Source organism: Microbacterium sp. NPDC055665 (assembly GCF_053618035.1).
This window is the reverse complement of record NZ_JBSHGY010000002.1, coordinates 668,837-684,252: the sequence shown is the minus strand read 5'-3', so window position 1 is coordinate 684,252 and position 15,416 is coordinate 668,837. Positions and strand designations below refer to the sequence as shown.

Annotated in this window: 15 protein-coding genes; 9 read left to right on the top strand and 6 right to left on the bottom strand. The window is 69.8% G+C overall.

The genetic code is table 11. The features are described 5' to 3' along the window. The first annotated feature begins 117 nt into the window (after window positions 1–117). A complete protein-coding gene (locus tag ACWGO6_RS09030) occupies window positions 118–1,617 on the top strand; it encodes a hypothetical protein (RefSeq protein ID WP_452326507.1) in 1,500 nt (499 codons plus the stop codon). A gap of 31 nt (window positions 1,618–1,648) precedes the next feature. On the opposite strand, the gene ACWGO6_RS09025 is transcribed toward ACWGO6_RS09030, so the two are convergent. Next, window positions 1,649–2,707, bottom strand: a complete 1,059-nt coding sequence (locus ACWGO6_RS09025; protein ID WP_136042611.1) for a LacI family DNA-binding transcriptional regulator — start codon at window positions 2,705–2,707, stop codon at window positions 1,649–1,651. 60 nt (window positions 2,708–2,767) lie between these two features. On the opposite strand from ACWGO6_RS09025, the gene ACWGO6_RS09020 reads away from it, so the two are divergent. After that, a complete protein-coding gene (locus ACWGO6_RS09020; protein WP_136042610.1) occupies window positions 2,768–4,006 on the top strand; it encodes an MFS transporter in 1,239 nt (412 codons plus the stop codon). 6 nt (window positions 4,007–4,012) lie between these two features. Here ACWGO6_RS09020 and ACWGO6_RS09015 read toward each other — a convergent pair whose 3' ends face one another. Then, on the bottom strand, window positions 4,013–4,660 hold the full coding sequence (locus ACWGO6_RS09015; RefSeq protein ID WP_452326506.1) for a response regulator: 648 nt from the start codon (window positions 4,658–4,660) through the stop codon (window positions 4,013–4,015). Further along, on the bottom strand, window positions 4,657–5,853 hold the full coding sequence (locus ACWGO6_RS09010) for a sensor histidine kinase (RefSeq protein WP_452326505.1): 1,197 nt from the start codon (window positions 5,851–5,853) through the stop codon (window positions 4,657–4,659). The genes ACWGO6_RS09015 and ACWGO6_RS09010 overlap by 4 nt, the downstream gene beginning before the upstream one ends. 116 nt (window positions 5,854–5,969) lie before the next feature. On the opposite strand from ACWGO6_RS09010, the gene ACWGO6_RS09005 reads away from it, so the two are divergent. Together ACWGO6_RS09005 and nucS are read left to right on the top strand one after the other, a co-directional pair. Continuing rightward, window positions 5,970–6,863: a GAP family protein gene (locus ACWGO6_RS09005; protein ID WP_136042607.1), complete on the top strand. Its 894-nt coding sequence runs from the start codon at window positions 5,970–5,972 to the stop codon at window positions 6,861–6,863. Between the two features lie 56 nt (window positions 6,864–6,919). Beyond that, window positions 6,920–7,615, top strand: a complete 696-nt coding sequence (gene nucS, locus ACWGO6_RS09000; protein ID WP_136042606.1) for an endonuclease NucS — start codon at window positions 6,920–6,922, stop codon at window positions 7,613–7,615. Window positions 7,616–7,625: 10 nt separating this feature from the next. Here the strand turns inward: nucS and ACWGO6_RS08995 are convergent, their stop codons facing one another. Then, entirely contained in the window at window positions 7,626–7,928 is a 303-nt protein-coding gene (locus ACWGO6_RS08995) for a response regulator (protein WP_452326504.1), read from the bottom strand. A 143-nt stretch (window positions 7,929–8,071) separates the two neighbouring features. Between ACWGO6_RS08995 and ACWGO6_RS08990 the strand changes: the two genes are divergently transcribed. Continuing rightward, window positions 8,072–8,737, top strand: a complete 666-nt coding sequence (locus tag ACWGO6_RS08990; RefSeq protein WP_452326503.1) for an HAD hydrolase-like protein — start codon at window positions 8,072–8,074, stop codon at window positions 8,735–8,737. Between the two features lie 136 nt (window positions 8,738–8,873). Here the strand turns inward: ACWGO6_RS08990 and ACWGO6_RS08985 are convergent, their stop codons facing one another. Next, on the bottom strand, window positions 8,874–9,080 hold the full coding sequence (locus ACWGO6_RS08985; protein ID WP_017203899.1) for a cold-shock protein: 207 nt from the start codon (window positions 9,078–9,080) through the stop codon (window positions 8,874–8,876). A 568-nt stretch (window positions 9,081–9,648) separates the two neighbouring features. On the opposite strand from ACWGO6_RS08985, the gene ACWGO6_RS08980 reads away from it, so the two are divergent. Genes ACWGO6_RS08980 through ACWGO6_RS08970 form a run of 3 tightly spaced genes read left to right on the top strand, consistent with a single transcriptional unit; the run spans window position 9,649 to window position 13,356 of the window. Further along, entirely contained in the window at window positions 9,649–10,473 is an 825-nt protein-coding gene (locus ACWGO6_RS08980) for a shikimate 5-dehydrogenase (RefSeq protein WP_275087530.1), read from the top strand. 32 nt (window positions 10,474–10,505) lie between these two features. Further along, window positions 10,506–12,344 (top strand): substrate-binding and vWA domain-containing protein, encoded by a 1,839-nt coding sequence (locus ACWGO6_RS08975; protein ID WP_452326502.1) that lies wholly within the window; start codon window positions 10,506–10,508, stop codon window positions 12,342–12,344. A 7-nt stretch (window positions 12,345–12,351) separates the two neighbouring features. Continuing rightward, window positions 12,352–13,356, top strand: a complete 1,005-nt coding sequence (locus ACWGO6_RS08970; protein WP_452326501.1) for a hypothetical protein — start codon at window positions 12,352–12,354, stop codon at window positions 13,354–13,356. Window positions 13,357–13,380: 24 nt separating this feature from the next. Here ACWGO6_RS08970 and ACWGO6_RS08965 read toward each other — a convergent pair whose 3' ends face one another. Beyond that, window positions 13,381–13,818: an SRPBCC family protein gene (locus ACWGO6_RS08965; protein ID WP_136042628.1), complete on the bottom strand. Its 438-nt coding sequence runs from the start codon at window positions 13,816–13,818 to the stop codon at window positions 13,381–13,383. A gap of 144 nt (window positions 13,819–13,962) precedes the next feature. Here ACWGO6_RS08965 and ACWGO6_RS08960 point away from each other — a divergent pair, with 144 nt between their 5' ends. Next, window positions 13,963–15,294, top strand: a complete 1,332-nt coding sequence (locus ACWGO6_RS08960; protein ID WP_452326500.1) for a cytochrome P450 — start codon at window positions 13,963–13,965, stop codon at window positions 15,292–15,294. Window positions 15,295–15,416 lie beyond the last annotated feature (122 nt).

Here is a 15,416-nt window from a genome sequence, read left to right as displayed (position 1 = left end):
ACGCGGCTCCCTCGGGGGTCGTCGGCCTTGCGGCCAGGCGGGGGGTGTCATAAGCAGTTTACCCGGGCGAAGAGTCCGCCCGGCGCGCGGGTTGCACGATCGTGCGAGAGTGGTCGCATGCGGCGGGTCTGGGTGCGGGAGCTGGCCGGGTGGTCCGGCGCCGTCGGGCTCGCGCTGATCACCACCGCACAGGTCGCATCATCCGCACGGTCGGAGCTGTTGTTCCGCGACGGGGATTCCCTGATCGTCGCCATGTTCGCGCGCTCCATGCTTTCGGGCGAACCGATGGACTGGGCGATGTCGAGCGTGCTCTTTGTCCCCGAGTCCACGGTGTTCGCCGCGCTCGACGCGATCTTCCCGCTGGACGTGAACGCGCTGCTCGCGGTGAACGCCGTGATCAACGTGATCGCCCTGTACGGTGCCCTTCGGCTCGCGGCGGGTCGACGCAGAGAGGGCCGGGCACCCGTGGCATGGTCCCTCTTCGGACTCGCCGTGTTCTGCGCCATCGCCGTGACCGAGCTCTCGGCGTCCCGCGATGCTCTCGAGCTCGCCTCGCTGCAGCTCACGACCACCTACTACTCGGCGTCGGCGGTCGCCGTCGTGCTCTCCGTCGGGCTGGTGCGTCGAGTTCTCGATCGCGAGTCGATGAGCGTCGGTCTCCTTGCGGCTCTCGGCGTCACGGCAACGGTCTCGACCCTGTCGAATCCGCTCTACGCGGCCTGGGCGACGGTGCCGATCACGGTGCTGCTCGCCCTCCTGGCCATCCGATCACAGCGACGGTTCCGGTGGACACTGCTGCTCGCGGTGCTCCTGGTCGGCACGGCGCTCGGCTTCCTCGCACGTATTCCACTTCAGGCATGGATCGCCAACACCGGTGCCGGCTACGCGCAGCCCGAGCGGTGGCCCGAGTCGATCGGCTACTACGCCGAGCTCGTCTCCGCCCGGCTGTCGACCCCACCGGGGGTGCTCGGCTGCCTGATCGTGCTCGCCCTTCTCGTGCTCGCAGCGGTCCGCACGGCACGCGCCTCGGACGAGGGCTCACGGTTCGTCGCCGCGCTCGCCTGGCTCATGCCCGCGCTCGTGGTGATCGGCGCGATCGCACTCGGCACCCACGCGGCCCGCTACCTGCAGCCGCTGGTGTTCGCTCCCGTGCTGGCCCTCGTCGCCATGCCGCGCACGGGATGGATGCCGCTCCGCCTTCGATCCGTGCTCGCGGCCGTCGTCGCGGTGCTGCTCGCGATCGGCGGCATCCTGAGCATCCCCCGGCTCGCTGCGGCCGCCGAGGCCGCCGACCCCGACCTCACCTGCGTCACCGACTGGGTGAACGCCTCCGGCCGCACCGGAGCCGGTCAGTTCTGGACCGTCCGTCTGCCGAAGCTGCACCTCGACGACCCGGCGCAGCTCGTGCAGGTCGATCATGAGCTGCGCGGCTACGCCTGGCTGGTGAACCGTCGCGATTTCGACGTCGGCGAGGTGACGTTCCTCGTGGAGGATGCGCAGACCGTCCCGTGGAACCTGCCCGCACCCGCCATCCCCGACGAGGTGATCGACTGCGGCCGCTACCGCATCCTCGATCTCGGCGATACGGTGCTTCCGCTCGGACCGCAACGCAGCTGACCGCGGCTGCCGACGCGTCCGAGGACGGCGCTCAGCGCGGCGCAGGGCCGGTGGTGCTGCCGGCGCGGAATCGGCAGGTGAGATGCTGCGTGATCCCCGGTTCCCCTCGCAGCATGCGGGCGACCTGCTCCCCCGCCGCACGGCCCTTCTCGACCGCCGGCTGCACGCTCGTCGTGAGGGTGAGGTCGCCGAGGCCGTCCAGTGCGATGCCGTCGAAACCCGCGACCGAGAGGTCTTCCGGGACGCGGAGCCCCAGCTCCTCGGCCGCACGGATGACGCCGACGGCCAACAGGTCGCTCTGCGCGAGCACCGCCGTCGGCCGGGTGTCGGGATCGGCGAGCAGCATGCGTCCGACCAGCACTCCTTCGTCGATGAGGCTGCCGGATGCCGAGATCGCGGGGGCGTCGGGGAACACTTCACGGGTGCCGGCCAGCCGATGGACCGTCACGTCGACGGTCGCGTTCGCGAGGCGCTCCGGCGTGACCGCCGCACGTTCCCGGTCGCTGTCGAGCGGAAGCGTGACCAGCGCGACGTCGCGGTGGCCGAGGTCGCGTACGTGCTTCGCGATGTCAGCCGAGGCCGCCGCGTTGTCGAGCGTGATGCGGGGGATCGCCTCTCCGGCGTCGCCCTCGATCACGACGACCGGGAGTCCGCGGCCGACGACCACCTCGAGGGATGACCGGGTGCGTCCGGAGCAGCCGATCAGCACGACGGCGTCGACGGGAGCATCGGCGATCGCTGTGCCCTCCCCCGGCTCGTCGCGCATCAGCAGGATGCCGGCGCTGAGTTCGGCGAGCCCGTCGGTGAGCCCGTCCATCATGGCGGTCGTCACGGGGTCGAGGAAGGCCGCACGCAGGTGACCTTCCAACACGACGGCGACGATGCCGCTGCGTCCGCGTCGCAGGGAGGCCGCGCGGGGGTCCGGTCCGGCGTAGCCGAGCTCGGCGGCCGCGGCCAGCACGCGCTCGCGGGTCGCGGGGGCCACCTTCGCCTTTCCGCTGAAGACGACCGAGGCGGTGGACGTCGCCACACCCGCCTCGCGTGCGACGTCGGCGATCGTGGGCCGACGCGGCGTCTCCTGACTGCTCATGCTTCGAGGATAGCTCGCTTCCGTTCCCCCCGGTCGAATCGATTCGATAGGCTGTCCGGCATGGAAGCAGCCCTGACCCGTTCGCAGTTCGTCCGCTGGCGTGCCGCGATCTTCGCCATCTTCCTGGCGAGCGGCCTCTCGATCGCGACCTGGGCGTCCCGGGTTCCGGGAATCAAACTGGCGCTCGAGCTGGACAACGCGCAGGTCGGGATGCTGCTGCTCGGCATGGGTGTCGCGTCGATCATCGGCATCTCGACGAGCCCGGCGGTGATGGCGCGCACCGGTGCCCGCCGCGGCATGCTGGCGGCGATGCTCATGTTCGCGGTCGGCATCGCGCTCGTCGGCCTCGGCGCGACTGTGTTCGGCTCGGTGACCGTCGTCCTCATCGGCATGGCCTTGTTCGGATTCGGCAACGGCTGCGTCGACGTCATGATGAACGTCGAGGCCACCGCGATCGAGCAGCAGATGGGCCGCACGATCCTCCCCGTCTTCCACGCCTTCTTCAGCTTCGGAACCGTCATCGGTGCGGGGATCGGCGCCCTCGCCGCCCACCTCGCGATCGATGTCGCGACGCATGCGGTGTCCATGGGCGTGCTGATCGCCGTGATCGCGGTGGTCTGCTTCTTCCAGGTGCCGGTGCGCGAGGCCGCTCTCGATCCGGAGGACCACGTCAAGCCTCCGTTCCGCGAGCGGATGCACACCGCGCTCGAGGCCTGGCGCGAACCCCGCACCTACCTGCTGGGCACGGTGATGCTCGGGATGTCGTTCGCCGAGGGCGGCGCGAACGACTGGATCGCGCTCGGCACCGAGCAGGGTCATGGCTTCGCGGAGGGCACGGGAGCCGTGTCGCTCGCGGTGTTCTCCATCGGGATGACGACCGTGCGGCTGTTCGGCGGGCCCCTCGTCGACCGCTTCGGACGCGTCGCGGTGCTGCGCATCCTCGCCGTCGCCGCGGCGTCCGGGATCCTGCTCTTCATCCTCGCGCCCACCTTCCCGCTCGTGCTCGTGGGAGCGGCGCTGTGGGGCGTCGGCGCCTCGCTCGGGTTCCCCCTCGGCATGTCCGCCGCGGCGGACGACCCTGCCAAGGCCGCGGCCCGGGTGAGCGCGGCTGCCACGATCGGCTACATCTCGTTCCTCGGCGGCCCGCCCGTGCTCGGCGTCATCAGCGAGCACATCGGCCTGCTGAACACGCTGTTCATCCTGGTCGGCCTGGTCGTACTCTCCGGACTGTTCTCGGGTGCCGCCCGCCCGCTGCGGGAAGACGAGAAGACCCCCGCGGCGAGCGCCGAGCAGGGCTGAGCGCGCTCAGTCCTCGCTGCCCCGCACGATCGCGGCCGCGTGCGACCTGCTGCGCGCGCCGAGCTTGGTGAGCACGTTCGACACGTGCGTCTTGACGGTGGGCACCGAGATACGCAGCCGCGCCGCGAGTTGCGCATTCGACCAGCCCTGCAGGATGCCGTCGAGGACTTCTCGTTCGCGAAGGGTCAGGTCGGCCCGCTCCGTCGCGCCCGATGCCGACGGCAGCGCCTCCACCCCCTGGGCCACGGCGGCGAGCGCACGCCGCGTCACCCGCGGATCCAGCGCCCCTTCTCCCGCGGCGACGGATCGCACAGCCTGGACGAGCGCGGGGGCATCGACCGTCTTGAGGAGGAAGCCGACCGCACCCGCGCGTATCGCCCCGAGGACGAGTTCATCCTCGTCGAAACTGGTCAGCACGAGCACGTCGCCGAGTCCGCGTTCGACGATCTCCCGCGTGGCCGAAATGCCGTCCCGGCCGGGCATCCGCAGATCCATGAGCACCACGTCGGGTCGCAGCGCGGCCGCATTGCGCACGGCGATGTCGCCGTCCGCGGCCTCGCCGACCACGAGGATCCCGTGTGCCTCGAGCATGATGCGCAGCCCCGCCCGGATGGCGCCGTGGTCGTCGGCGAGCAGTACGGTCGGCGCGCTCACACCCGCACCTCGAGTGGAAGTCGACCCTCGACCGACCACCCGTCCGCGTCGGGGCCGGCAGCGAAGAATCCGCCGAGCGCTCCCACGCGCTCCCGCAGCAGTTGCAGACCCCAGCCTTCTCCCCCGTGCGTGGCCGCCGCGCTGGCGACGCCTCCGCGGGAACGTACGCGCACCTGCAGTTCGGCGTTCCGCTCCTTGATCTCGACGTCGACGTCGGCGCCGCCCGCGTGCCGGGTGCAGTTCGTCAGGGCTTCCCGCACGATGCGGACGACTGTCTGCTCTGCAGCAGCTCCGAGCTCGGGCGCATCCGGGGCGTCGAAGCGGACGACGAGCCCCGCGCGTTCGGCCTCTCGGACGATACCCTCCAAGTCGGCCCAGCGCGGTGTGGGCACGAGGGCGCCGTCGCCGCGGCGGAGCACCGAGATCATCGACCGCAGCGCGCCGTGGGCATCCAGGCCTGCATCGCGCACGGCCTGCAGTGCTTCCCGGTCCTTCGTCTGGTCGGGCGTCGTGGAGAGGGCGGCTTCCGCTCGGATCGCCATCGCCATCACGTGGCCGGCCACCACGTCGTGCAACTCGCGCGCCATCGCCTCGCGCTCGCGCTGCACGGCCTCCACGCGATCCCGCTCGGCGACGGCCGCCGCGTCATCTGCGCGTTGGCGGTGCAGTTCGGCGAGTTCCTGCGCCTGGGAGACGGCGACCGCCCACCAGTAGTCCGTGCCGAAGATCGCGCCGAATTGCACCCCGACGAGGAAGGCGACCGCGAAGGGCATGTCGGTGAAGAGCCAGGCGGCGACGAAGAGGATGACCGTCGATGCGCTGAGGAGCACCAGCAGCACGCGGCGACGACGCGGGCCGGAGAGGAAGACCGCCGTCCACAGCACGTCGAGCAGCACGACGACCGTCCCGATGCCGCCGACCGTGAGGAGGTCCGCGACGAAGAGAAGCGACACGAGGCCGAGCACAGTCACCGGCAGGCGTCGCTTGGCGAGCGCGAGCCCACAGGCCGGAAGTGCGAAGGCGAGCGCCCACCACGGCGACACCGGCCCCGACAGGAGGGAGAACGACCCCCACACGCCGCGGAATCCCAGCGCCGCCATCACGACGGCGAGCAGTGCCATCGCGACCGGGTCCGCCCACCAGCGGTGCCGGGAATACCAGGCTCCGGGTACGTCGTCGACCTGCTCGTGCATGACCTCATGCAACCACGGAGCGGTCGCCGTCGCATCCGTCGAAGGGATGAGCAGCCCACGACGAACGCTACTTTCGCCCGATCCGCGGTCACCCCCGCCCGGGCGACGGTGGAGCCATGGAACTCTTCGGCGGCCTGCCGCTCCCCCTCTCCCTCGCGCTGCTGGCGCTGCTCGACGGCCTCAGCGTCGGCACACTGCTCATCCCGGTCTTCCTCCTGCTGCACCCCGGCCGCGTGCGCGCCGGACGCATCCTCCTCTACCTCGCGACGATCGCGGTGTTCTACCTCGTCGTCGGGCTTCTCTTTTTGTGGGGGCTGGTGAACCTCGTCGACGTGGCCGCGGACTTCCTGGCGTCTCCGGCGGGACTGATCGTCCGCCTCGTCGTCGGAGCCGCACTCCTCATCACCGCCTTGGTGATGCCGACGGGCGAAAAGCAGCCGAAGAGGGGCGCCGCTGCGCCCGAGGCTGCGCCCGTCGCGTCCGCGCCGCAGGTCTCGCCGTGGACGGGGATGCCCGTGCGTGACAACCCTGCTCCGGCGACGATGGCGCCGCCCCCGCCCCCTGCCGCTGCGGACCGGACCGGAGTGGCGGCAGCTCCCCGTCCGGGCCGCATCACGCGATGGCGTGAGCGCCTGCTCGATCCCCGCACCCGGGGCACGGCCGTGATGGCCGTCGCGATCGCCGCGGGGCTCGTGGAGATCGCCACGATGCTGCCGTACATCGTCGCGATGACGATGCTCGCGGATGCTGCGGTCGACACTCCTGTGCGGGTGCTGTCGCTGGCGGGATACTGCGCGCTGATGATCCTCCCTGCGATCGTGCTGCTCCTCCTCCGCATCGTGGCCGCTCCTCTCGTGCAGCGTCCTCTCGAGCGCTTCGCCGCCTGGATGGAGCGCACCGGCGCAGAGAACACCGCCTGGATCATCGGCATCATCGGGTTCCTCATCGCCCGCTCCGCGGCCACCGAGCTCGGGCTCTTCGAGGCACTCGGGAACGTCCTCGGTAACTGATCGCCACGCGCCCCGGGGCGGCGAAGAACACCGCGGCGACGAAGTAGGCTCGACGGGTGCGTCTCGTCATCGCCCGCTGCTCGGTCGACTACACCGGTCGGCTCAATGCCCATCTCCCGCTCGCCACGCGTCTGCTCGTGCACAAGGGAGACGGGAGTCTGCTCGTGCACTCCGACGGCGGCAGCTACAAGCCGCTGAACTGGATGAGCCCGCCCTGCTCGCTGTCGAGCGAGGAACCCGGCGAAGAGGAGGCGAGCGCAGGCGTCGTCGAGGTCTGGCGCGTCACCCACAAGAAGACCGGCGATGCGCTGCGGGTGCAGATCTACGAGATCCTCCACGACACCTCCCATGAGTTGGGCATCGACCCCGGGCTGCAGAAGGACGGCGTCGAGGCCGACCTGCAGCGACTGCTCGCCGAACAGGTCGAGCGCATCTCGGAGGGTGCGACGCTCGTGCGCCGCGAATACCCGACGGCGATCGGCCCGGTCGACCTGCTCGTGCGGGACGCCGACGGCGCCGCGATCGCGGTGGAGATCAAGCGCCGCGGCGACATCGACGGCGTCGAACAGTTGACCCGGTACCTCGAGCTTCTCGGCCGCGACCCGCACCTCTCCCCTGTGCAGGGTGTGTTCGCCGCACAGGAGATCAAGCCCCAGGCCCGCGTGCTGGCCGAGGACCGCGGCATCCGTTGCCTGGTGCTCGACTACGACGACATGAAGGGCATCGAGTCGGGCATCCCCCGCCTGTTCTGAGTCAGCTCCGTCAGCGCGCGGCGATGAGCCGCGGCGGCGGACCCTCCAGTCGCGCGATCGCGATCTTCACCTCGAAGATCTCGTTCTCCACGCGGTCGAGCCGCTTGTCGACGCGGTCGAACCGCGCCTCGAACTTCGCGTCCTGCGCCTCGAACCGCGCCTCGAACTTCGCGTCCTGCGCCTCGAACCGCGCGTCCACCTCCGCGAAGCGCGCATCCATCCGAGTGATCATCCAGCCGAACCCGCTGACGATCGCGACCAGAGTCGCCGCTGCTGTCGCCAGCATCGTGATGACTTCCACCGACACGTACATGCCTCCATTCTCACCTGTGACTCCGCTCTTGTCACGACCTTATATGAGGACATTGCGCTCTCACATAAGGTGTGAACAAGCTTTTTCGGGGCACAGCTGTGCAGGAAGAATGACCGTCGCCGTCGGGCCCATAGGCTGGAAGCATGCCCCACTCCCCCTATTCCTGCGTGCTGTGGGACGTCGACGGCACGATCATCGATGCCTCCGTCGGCATCCTCCGACGCCTGAACGTCGCCCTCACCCACTTCGGCCGGCCGGCACCGACGCGCGAAGAGCTCGTCCACTGGATCGGGCCACCCATGTTCCAGTCGTTCCAGGACCAGGCGGGAATGACCCCCGAGGAGTCCCGCGAGGCGGTCACGTTCTACCGCACGCTGGGCAAGGCCGACGGTTACACCACCGACGTGGCCACATACCCCGGCGTCACGGACCTCATCCACGAGCTGGCGGCGGCGGGCATCCCGCAGGCGACGGCCAGCTCGAAGCCGGAGATCCAGGTCGACGCCCTCGTCGACCATTTCGGCCTCCGCCCGTCGTTCCTGACGACCGTCGGTGCGACACCTGATGAGTCGACGCTCGCTTCGAAGACCGACATCGTCGCCGAAGCGCTGCGGCGGCTCCGCGAGCTCGGCGCCGACACGTCACGGCCGGTGCTCATCGGCGACCGTCATCACGATGTCGAGGGCGGCAAGGCCAACGGCGTCCCCGTGATCTTCGTCGAGTGGGGCTTCAGCAACTCGCACGAGGGCGATGAGGCGGAGTTCCGCGTCACGACCGTGGCCGAGCTGCGCGCTCTCCTCATCGGCTGACACCGGCTACGGCACCCGCGAGCACCTGACGCTCACCGTGCCTGCGCGCCGGAGCGCACCCGCCGGAAGCACAGAACTCCCCGCCGGATGACGCCGTCATGGCGCTCCGGTCGGGGAGTTCGTGTTCCCGCCCGTCTCAGACGGGGCGGATGTTCTCTGCCTGCAGGCCCTTGGGGCCCTGTGCCACATCGAACTCGACTCGCTGGTTCTCTTCGAGAGACCGGTAGCCGGATGACTGGATGGCGGAGTAGTGCGCGAAGACGTCAGCGCCTCCGTCGTCGGGGGAGATGAAGCCGAAGCCCTTCTCCGAGTTGAACCACTTGACCGTGCCCTGGGTGCTCATGTACTGCCTGTTCTGCTGATGAAGAAGCCGACGCAGGTATGCCCCGACATCGCTAACGCTAGTGGAGGAGCCCCCGAGCGGAATAGCCGCTGCAAGAAGGTAATCCAAATGTTGCATGAGCGGCACACGGCCGTCATCCGGGGGATTCAGCGGCACACGAGCGGAAGGCGCCGAGAAAATGGTGTGGCCCTCACCGCGGGGGGAGCGATGAGGGCCGAAGACGACCGGAGGGTGCGTCAGAAACAGCCTAGCTCCTTTTCGGAGTGCTTGTCCCCCTTTTGGGGGACAAATCCGAAAATCACGGCGCGGGACGCGATAGCGACCCCCTCGAGCAGCCCATTGGGGACTGAGCTACTCGAGGGGGCCCAATCGCGTGCACGGATCGTCTTGCCCCTGGGGTGGGCGGTTCGTCTCCTGGGGAGAGACGAAGACGATCGATCCCCGTGTGCACGCACCTTCACCCTAGGGGAGGACGCGCGGTCCCGTCACGGGCCTCGCCCGGGCGAGTCCCGACCGGGCGCAGGCGCCGATCCGCGCAAGGGAAACGATGCGAAGGTAGCCTGATGCGGTGACGCTGCTCAACAAGGACATGACGCTCTGCATCTCGCTGTCGGCGCGGCCGAGCAACAACGGGACGCGATTCCACAACCACCTCTACGAGGCGCTCGGGCTCAACTGGATCTACAAGGCCTTCGCCCCGACCGACCTCGCCCAGGCCATCGCCGGCGTGCGCGGACTCGGCATCCGCGGCTGCGCGATCTCCATGCCGTACAAGGAAGAGGTGATCGCGCTGGTCGACCGGATGGACCCCTCGGCGAGCGCGATCGATTCGGTCAACACGATCGTGAACGATGCGGGCGTGCTCACGGCGTACAACACCGACTACTCCGCGATCGCGCAGCTGATCGCGCGCAACGAGCTCGACCCGGCGGCCTCGGTGCTGCTGCGCGGCTCCGGCGGCATGGCCAAGGCGACCGCAGCCGCCTTCCGCGACGCCGGCTTCACCGACGTCACCATCGTCGCCAGGAACGAGTCGAACGGACGCGCGCTTGCCGGTCTGTACGGGTTCCGCTGGAGCGCGGACGTGTTCGATTCGACGGCGGACATCCTCGTCAACGTCACCCCGATCGGGATGGCCGGGGGGTCGGAGGAGCAGTCGCTGTCGTTCTCTGAGGCGGCGATCGCCGCGGCATCCGTCGTCTTCGACGTCGTCGCACTGCCCGCCGAGACGCCCCTGATCGCCGCGGGTCGGGCCGCCGGCAAGATCGTGATCACCGGCGCCGAGGTCGCGACCCTGCAGGCGCTCGAGCAGTTCGTGCTCTACACCGGCATCCGCCCGAGCGCGGAGCAGGTGCAAGCAGCCGAGGAGTTCATGCGCGCCGGAACGGCGTGATCCGGAGCCCGATACATCGGTACCCTTGGCGCATGAGCGCGCCTCGCACCGCACGAAGGACCACCATCCGGCGAACACCTGTCGCCCTCGCGACGGCGGCGATCGTCGCGCTGGTGCTGGCAGCCTGCACCGGCGGGGGAGAAGAGCCCACCCCCGACGGCAGCCAGGGCTTTCCCGACGACGGCTGCACGCACATCACCGTGGCGACCTCGTCGGAGAAGGTCAACATGCTCGATGAGCTGGCTACCGCGTTCAAAGACTCCCCGGAGCACGAGAAGCTCGACACCTGCGCCACCGTGCGGCCCACCAACGTCTCGTCCGGCAATGCCGCCCGCTACCTGACATCCGGCGAGGACTGGCCGAGCGACGACCGCGCCCTGTGGCCGACCCTGTGGTCGCCCGCCTCCACGGTCTGGACCGACCGCGTCGCGGCAGCCGCCTCGCAGAACCTCGTCGGCACGCCCGCATCCTTCACGCGCACACCCGTCGTGTTCGGGATGCCCGAGCCGATGGCCAAAGCGCTCGGCTGGCCAGACAAGCCGATCAGCATCACCGACCTGGAGGGCCTGTGCCAGGACCCCGACGGCTGGGGGAGCGTGGGCAAGGACATCTGGGGCGCTTTCAAGATCTCGAAGACGAACCCCAACACCTCGACCACGGGGCTGTCGACCATCCTGATGCAGTCGTACGAGGCGTCGGGCAAGGCCGAGGGGCTGACGTCGGCGGATGTGGATGCCGCGGCCGACTTCTCCCGCGTGTTCGAGGAGTGCGTGATCCACTACGGCGACACCACCGGCAACGTGCTGTCGACCCTGTACGACGAGACGCAGAACGGCGCCAACGGCTCGGCTTACGTCTCGGCGGTCGCGCTCGAGGAGACCTCGCTGCTCAACTACAACAAGGGCAACCCCGACTCGCACACCGTGCAGCCGGGAGAGACCCTGGTCCCGCCGAAGACCAAGCTGGTCGCGGTGTACCCCGCGGGCGGCTCGATGTGGTCGGACAACCCCGTCACCGTGCTCGGCGCCGACTGGGTGACGCCCGAGCAGCGCACAGCAGGTGAGGCCTTCGCCGCCTTCCTCCAGACCGAGGCCGCGCAGAAGATCCTCCCCGAGTACGGCTTCCGTCCGCTCGACGAATCCGTCCCGCTGGGCAACCTGTTCACGGCGAACTTCGGCGTCGATCCCGCACAACCCACCGTCACGCTGCCGAAGCCCGAAGTAGACGTGATCTCCACCGCGATCGACCAGTGGACGCAGGTGCGCAAACCCTCGTCGGTGCTCGAGCTCATCGACATCTCCGGCTCGATGGACGAGCCGATCGGCGACGGCCGCTCCCGGCTCGACGGGGCGATCCAGGGCGCCCAGACGACGCTCGACCACTTCCGCTCCACCGACGAGGTCGGCGTCTGGGCATTCACCACCGGTGTCTCCTCCGACGAGGGCGAGCACATCCAGGTGCTCCGCGGGGTCACCCCGCTGGGCGCCGACGGCGAGAAGCTCGACTCCTCCCTCGACGACCTCCGCTACGCCGAGCGCAACGGCACGCCGCTGTACGACGCGGTGCTCACCGCGTACGAGGCCATGAGCGAGCGGGCCGAGCCGGGACGGATCAACGCGATCGTGGTGCTCTCGGACGGTGAGGACACCGACTCCACGACATCGCTCGACTCGCTGATCGCCAAGATCGGCAAGAGCACGAAGGAGGGCGGCACCGACGCCCCGGTGCGCATCTTCCCGATCGCCTACAGCTCGGCGGCCGACACCTCGGTGCTGCAGCGGATCGCCGATGCCACGGGCGGCCAGATGTTCGACGCTTCGGATGCCGAGCGCATCGACCTCGTCTTCGCCTCCGTGATCAACAACTTCTGAGGTGGGAATGATCAGCTCCACGGCATCCGACCCGAGCGGGGTCACCGACGCGATCGCCGCGCTGCAATCCGGTGATGTCTACGTCGCACCCAGCGTGCAGGGGCAGTCGGCGATGACCGATGCTCTGCTGGCCACCGTGCCGGGAGACCGGACGATCGCCGTCGTGGTGCTTCCGAAGGATGCCGACCTGGGCACGGTCTACCCCCTGGAACTGCTCGATCGGCTCAGCGAGCGCGTTCCGCAGACCACCGTCGTCCTCGCCGTGGGCGACGACGTGCAGGCGAGCTCTACCGTGATCGACAGCAACGACGTGCTGCGGATCGCCAACGAGAACGAGGCCGCGGCGGGCGGCGACACCCAGACCGCGCTCGTCGAGACCGTGCAGCAGATCGTCGAAGAGGCTCCGTCTTCTCCGGGTGTGGAAGCCGGGGGAGGGACCGACTGGCTGCTGCCTGTGGTGATCGGCGGGGCGGTCCTGCTCGCGGCCGGCGGCACGGCGATCGGACTGCTCGCCCGTCGCCGTCGCGCGCCGAAGACCGCAGCGGATCCGGTTCCTCCCGGCATCCGACTGCGGGTGGACCGGCTGCGCGAGCTGCGGGTCGACTACGCGAACCTGCCGACCAACCCGGTGGCGGCGGAGACGGCCGCAGGCATCGATGCGCTCGCCTCCCACGTCGAGCAGCTCTTCGTGCGACTCGACGCCAAGGCCGAGCGCGACCAGGTCGCGCTGGCCGAGGCGGAGTACTCGGACAAGCTCGCCCGACTCGTCGCGGCACTCGAGCCCGATTATCTGCTCGACCTGCTCACCCGTCCCGACCTGTGGGATGCACCGGACGAGCGGATCGCCGAGGTGCGCGAGGCGCTGGCGGCCGTGACCACCCAGATCGTCGACAACATCAAGCAGGTCAACGCCCGCAAGGGGCTGCTCTTCCAGGTGTCGCTCGACTCGCTCATCGGACGCTCCGAGCTGCGCGACTGGGAGCGTCAGTTCAAATCGAACTCGGGGGAGTGAGCCCCGAGGGTCACTCCCACCGACTCAGCCAGCTCCGGCCTCGGCGAGGTACGCCAACCGGTGCAGCGTCTCGGCGTTGCGCCACCGCAGCATCGGTGTCGTGATCAGAGCCGGGACGAAGGTGGCAGGCCCCTTCACCGGCTCCTCGTCGATGCGCACCTGACAGCCCGAGGGAATCGTGCGCGCGCGGATCGTGACCCGCGCCTCGCCGACCGGCCAACCGCGAGCGCGCAGGACGGCCCGGTGCGGCGGGTTCCATTCCTCGACCCAGGTCGTGTCGTCCAGGAGGGCGGGCCAGACACCGAAGGAGTGATGCAGGCGGGCACCGGGATCGGGCCAGGTGTCGTCCACGTCCCGCATGCGGGAGGCGCCCACCACCCATCCCGGATAGAGCCAGCCGTTCGCGAGCACTCGGAACACATCATCCGGTGTGCACGCCATGTCGCGGGTGTTCGTCGCCATCATGCCTCCATTCGTGCCCCATCCTGTGCCGGAGGATGTCGTGGGGCGAGGTGCTTGACAACCGGCGCGGCGCGGGCGCTAGCACACTCGGTCGCGGCCGACAGCCCCCTGGAATGCCCGGGTGCCGCCTGTCATGGTCGACCCATGCTCCCCAGATCAGCCAAGCCCGCGTCGAACCCGCCGACCTCGATCCTTCGGGACGACTCCCTCTCGCTCCTCACCCGCGGCTACGACTTCGGCGAGCGCATCTGGCGTCGCGCGCGACCCGGCGCCCGTTCCGCGCCGATGCGCCTGCTGGGCGACGAAGCCGCCCTCGTGCGCGGAGTCGAAGGCGTGGAGCTGTTCTACGACGAGACCCGCATCGCCCGCCACGGCGCCATGCCGGCGATCGTGCAGGAGACGCTGTTCGGCCACGGCTCGGTGCACAGCCTCGATGGAGCCGCGCATCGGCACCGCAAGGCGACGTTCGTGGAGGTCGCCTACGAAGACGCGCAGGTCGAACGCCTCACCCCGTGGCTCGAGCGGGAATGGCAATCGGAGCGCGAGGCCTGGCTCGACGGCGGCACACGCAGCGCGTACGACGCAGCGGTCGGTGCGCTCGGTCGCGCCATCATGGGCTGGGCGGGCCTTCCCGGAACGCCGGCCGCCAAGACGCGGTGGGCGGCACGGCTCGCGCAGATCGTCGACGGCTTCGGCGTCCCCCACTCTCCCGAGTTCGTCGCCGCCGCCGTCAACCGACTGTGGTCCGATCGGCACTCCCGACGGCTCATCGAGGCCGTCCGCGCCGGGTCGCTCCCTGCCAAGGACGGCACGGCGCTCGCGCTGTGGGCGTCGCACCGTGGCCCTGACGGCACGCTCCTGCCGGCGCGACTCGCCGGCGTCGAGCTGCAGAACAGCATCCGACCCATGATCGCGGCTGCGCGGTTCGTCGCCTTCGCGGCGAAGGAGCTGCATGACCGGCCGGAGTGGCGGGAGCGAATCGCCGCCGAGACCGAGGAGCGCGGCGTGCTCGTCGGGGGAGAGCTGGCGACCCTGTTCGCCCAGGAGGTCCGTCGGACGGGACTGTTCGTGCCGATGCTGCCCGGTCGGGCGCTCGTGGACATCGAGATCGGTGATGTGAAGGTTCCCGCCGGCGGGCGCGTGGTGCTCGACATCCTCGGCACGAACACAGACCAGCAGTCCTGGGCGCATCCGAACCGCTTCGCCCCGGAGCGGTTCACCGGGGTCGGCGACTACGAGGACGTGCGGACGTTCATCCCGCAGGGCGGGGCGGATGTCGCGACCGGGCATCGCTGCCCGGGGGAGAAGCTCGTGATCGCCGGGCTCGCCGGTGCGATCGCGGTGTTGAGCGATCCGCGGCTGCGCGTGCTCGACTCCGGGCTCGACGTGAATCGACGACGACTGCCGACCAAGCCGGCATCCGGCGGCAGGGTTCGCGCGGCGTCCGGCTCCGGACGGAGCTGCCCGTTCCACTGATCGACGACGCCGCTGATCGGCGACGCCGCACGATCGCGCGCGCCTGTCAACCGGGTGGGCGGGTCGCCCGGCAACGACGACCCTGGACAGGACGACAGCATCCGACGATACGGAGGACGATC

Bases quoted from the DNA above. Each gene is read 5' to 3' on its own strand.
- ACWGO6_RS08995 (WP_452326504.1), bottom strand. From the start codon at position 7,928: ATGTACGTGTCGGTGGAAGTCATCACGATGCTGGCGACAGCAGCGGCG.
- ACWGO6_RS09025 (WP_136042611.1), bottom strand. From the start codon at position 2,707: ATGAGCAGTCAGGAGACGCCGCGTCGGCCCACGATCGCCGACGTCGCA.
- ACWGO6_RS09010 (WP_452326505.1), bottom strand. From the start codon at position 5,853: ATGCACGAGCAGGTCGACGACGTACCCGGAGCCTGGTATTCCCGGCAC.
- ACWGO6_RS08975 (WP_452326502.1), top strand. From the start codon at position 10,506: ATGAGCGCGCCTCGCACCGCACGAAGGACCACCATCCGGCGAACACCT.
- ACWGO6_RS08990 (WP_452326503.1), top strand. From the start codon at position 8,072: ATGCCCCACTCCCCCTATTCCTGCGTGCTGTGGGACGTCGACGGCACG.
- ACWGO6_RS08970 (WP_452326501.1), top strand. From the start codon at position 12,352: ATGATCAGCTCCACGGCATCCGACCCGAGCGGGGTCACCGACGCGATC.
- ACWGO6_RS08965 (WP_136042628.1), bottom strand. From the start codon at position 13,818: ATGGCGACGAACACCCGCGACATGGCGTGCACACCGGATGATGTGTTC.
- ACWGO6_RS08985 (WP_017203899.1), bottom strand. From the start codon at position 9,080: ATGAGCACCCAGGGCACGGTCAAGTGGTTCAACTCGGAGAAGGGCTTC.
- ACWGO6_RS09005 (WP_136042607.1), top strand. From the start codon at position 5,970: ATGGAACTCTTCGGCGGCCTGCCGCTCCCCCTCTCCCTCGCGCTGCTG.
- ACWGO6_RS08960 (WP_452326500.1), top strand. From the start codon at position 13,963: ATGCTCCCCAGATCAGCCAAGCCCGCGTCGAACCCGCCGACCTCGATC.
- ACWGO6_RS09030 (WP_452326507.1), top strand. From the start codon at position 118: ATGCGGCGGGTCTGGGTGCGGGAGCTGGCCGGGTGGTCCGGCGCCGTC.
- ACWGO6_RS09020 (WP_136042610.1), top strand. From the start codon at position 2,768: ATGGAAGCAGCCCTGACCCGTTCGCAGTTCGTCCGCTGGCGTGCCGCG.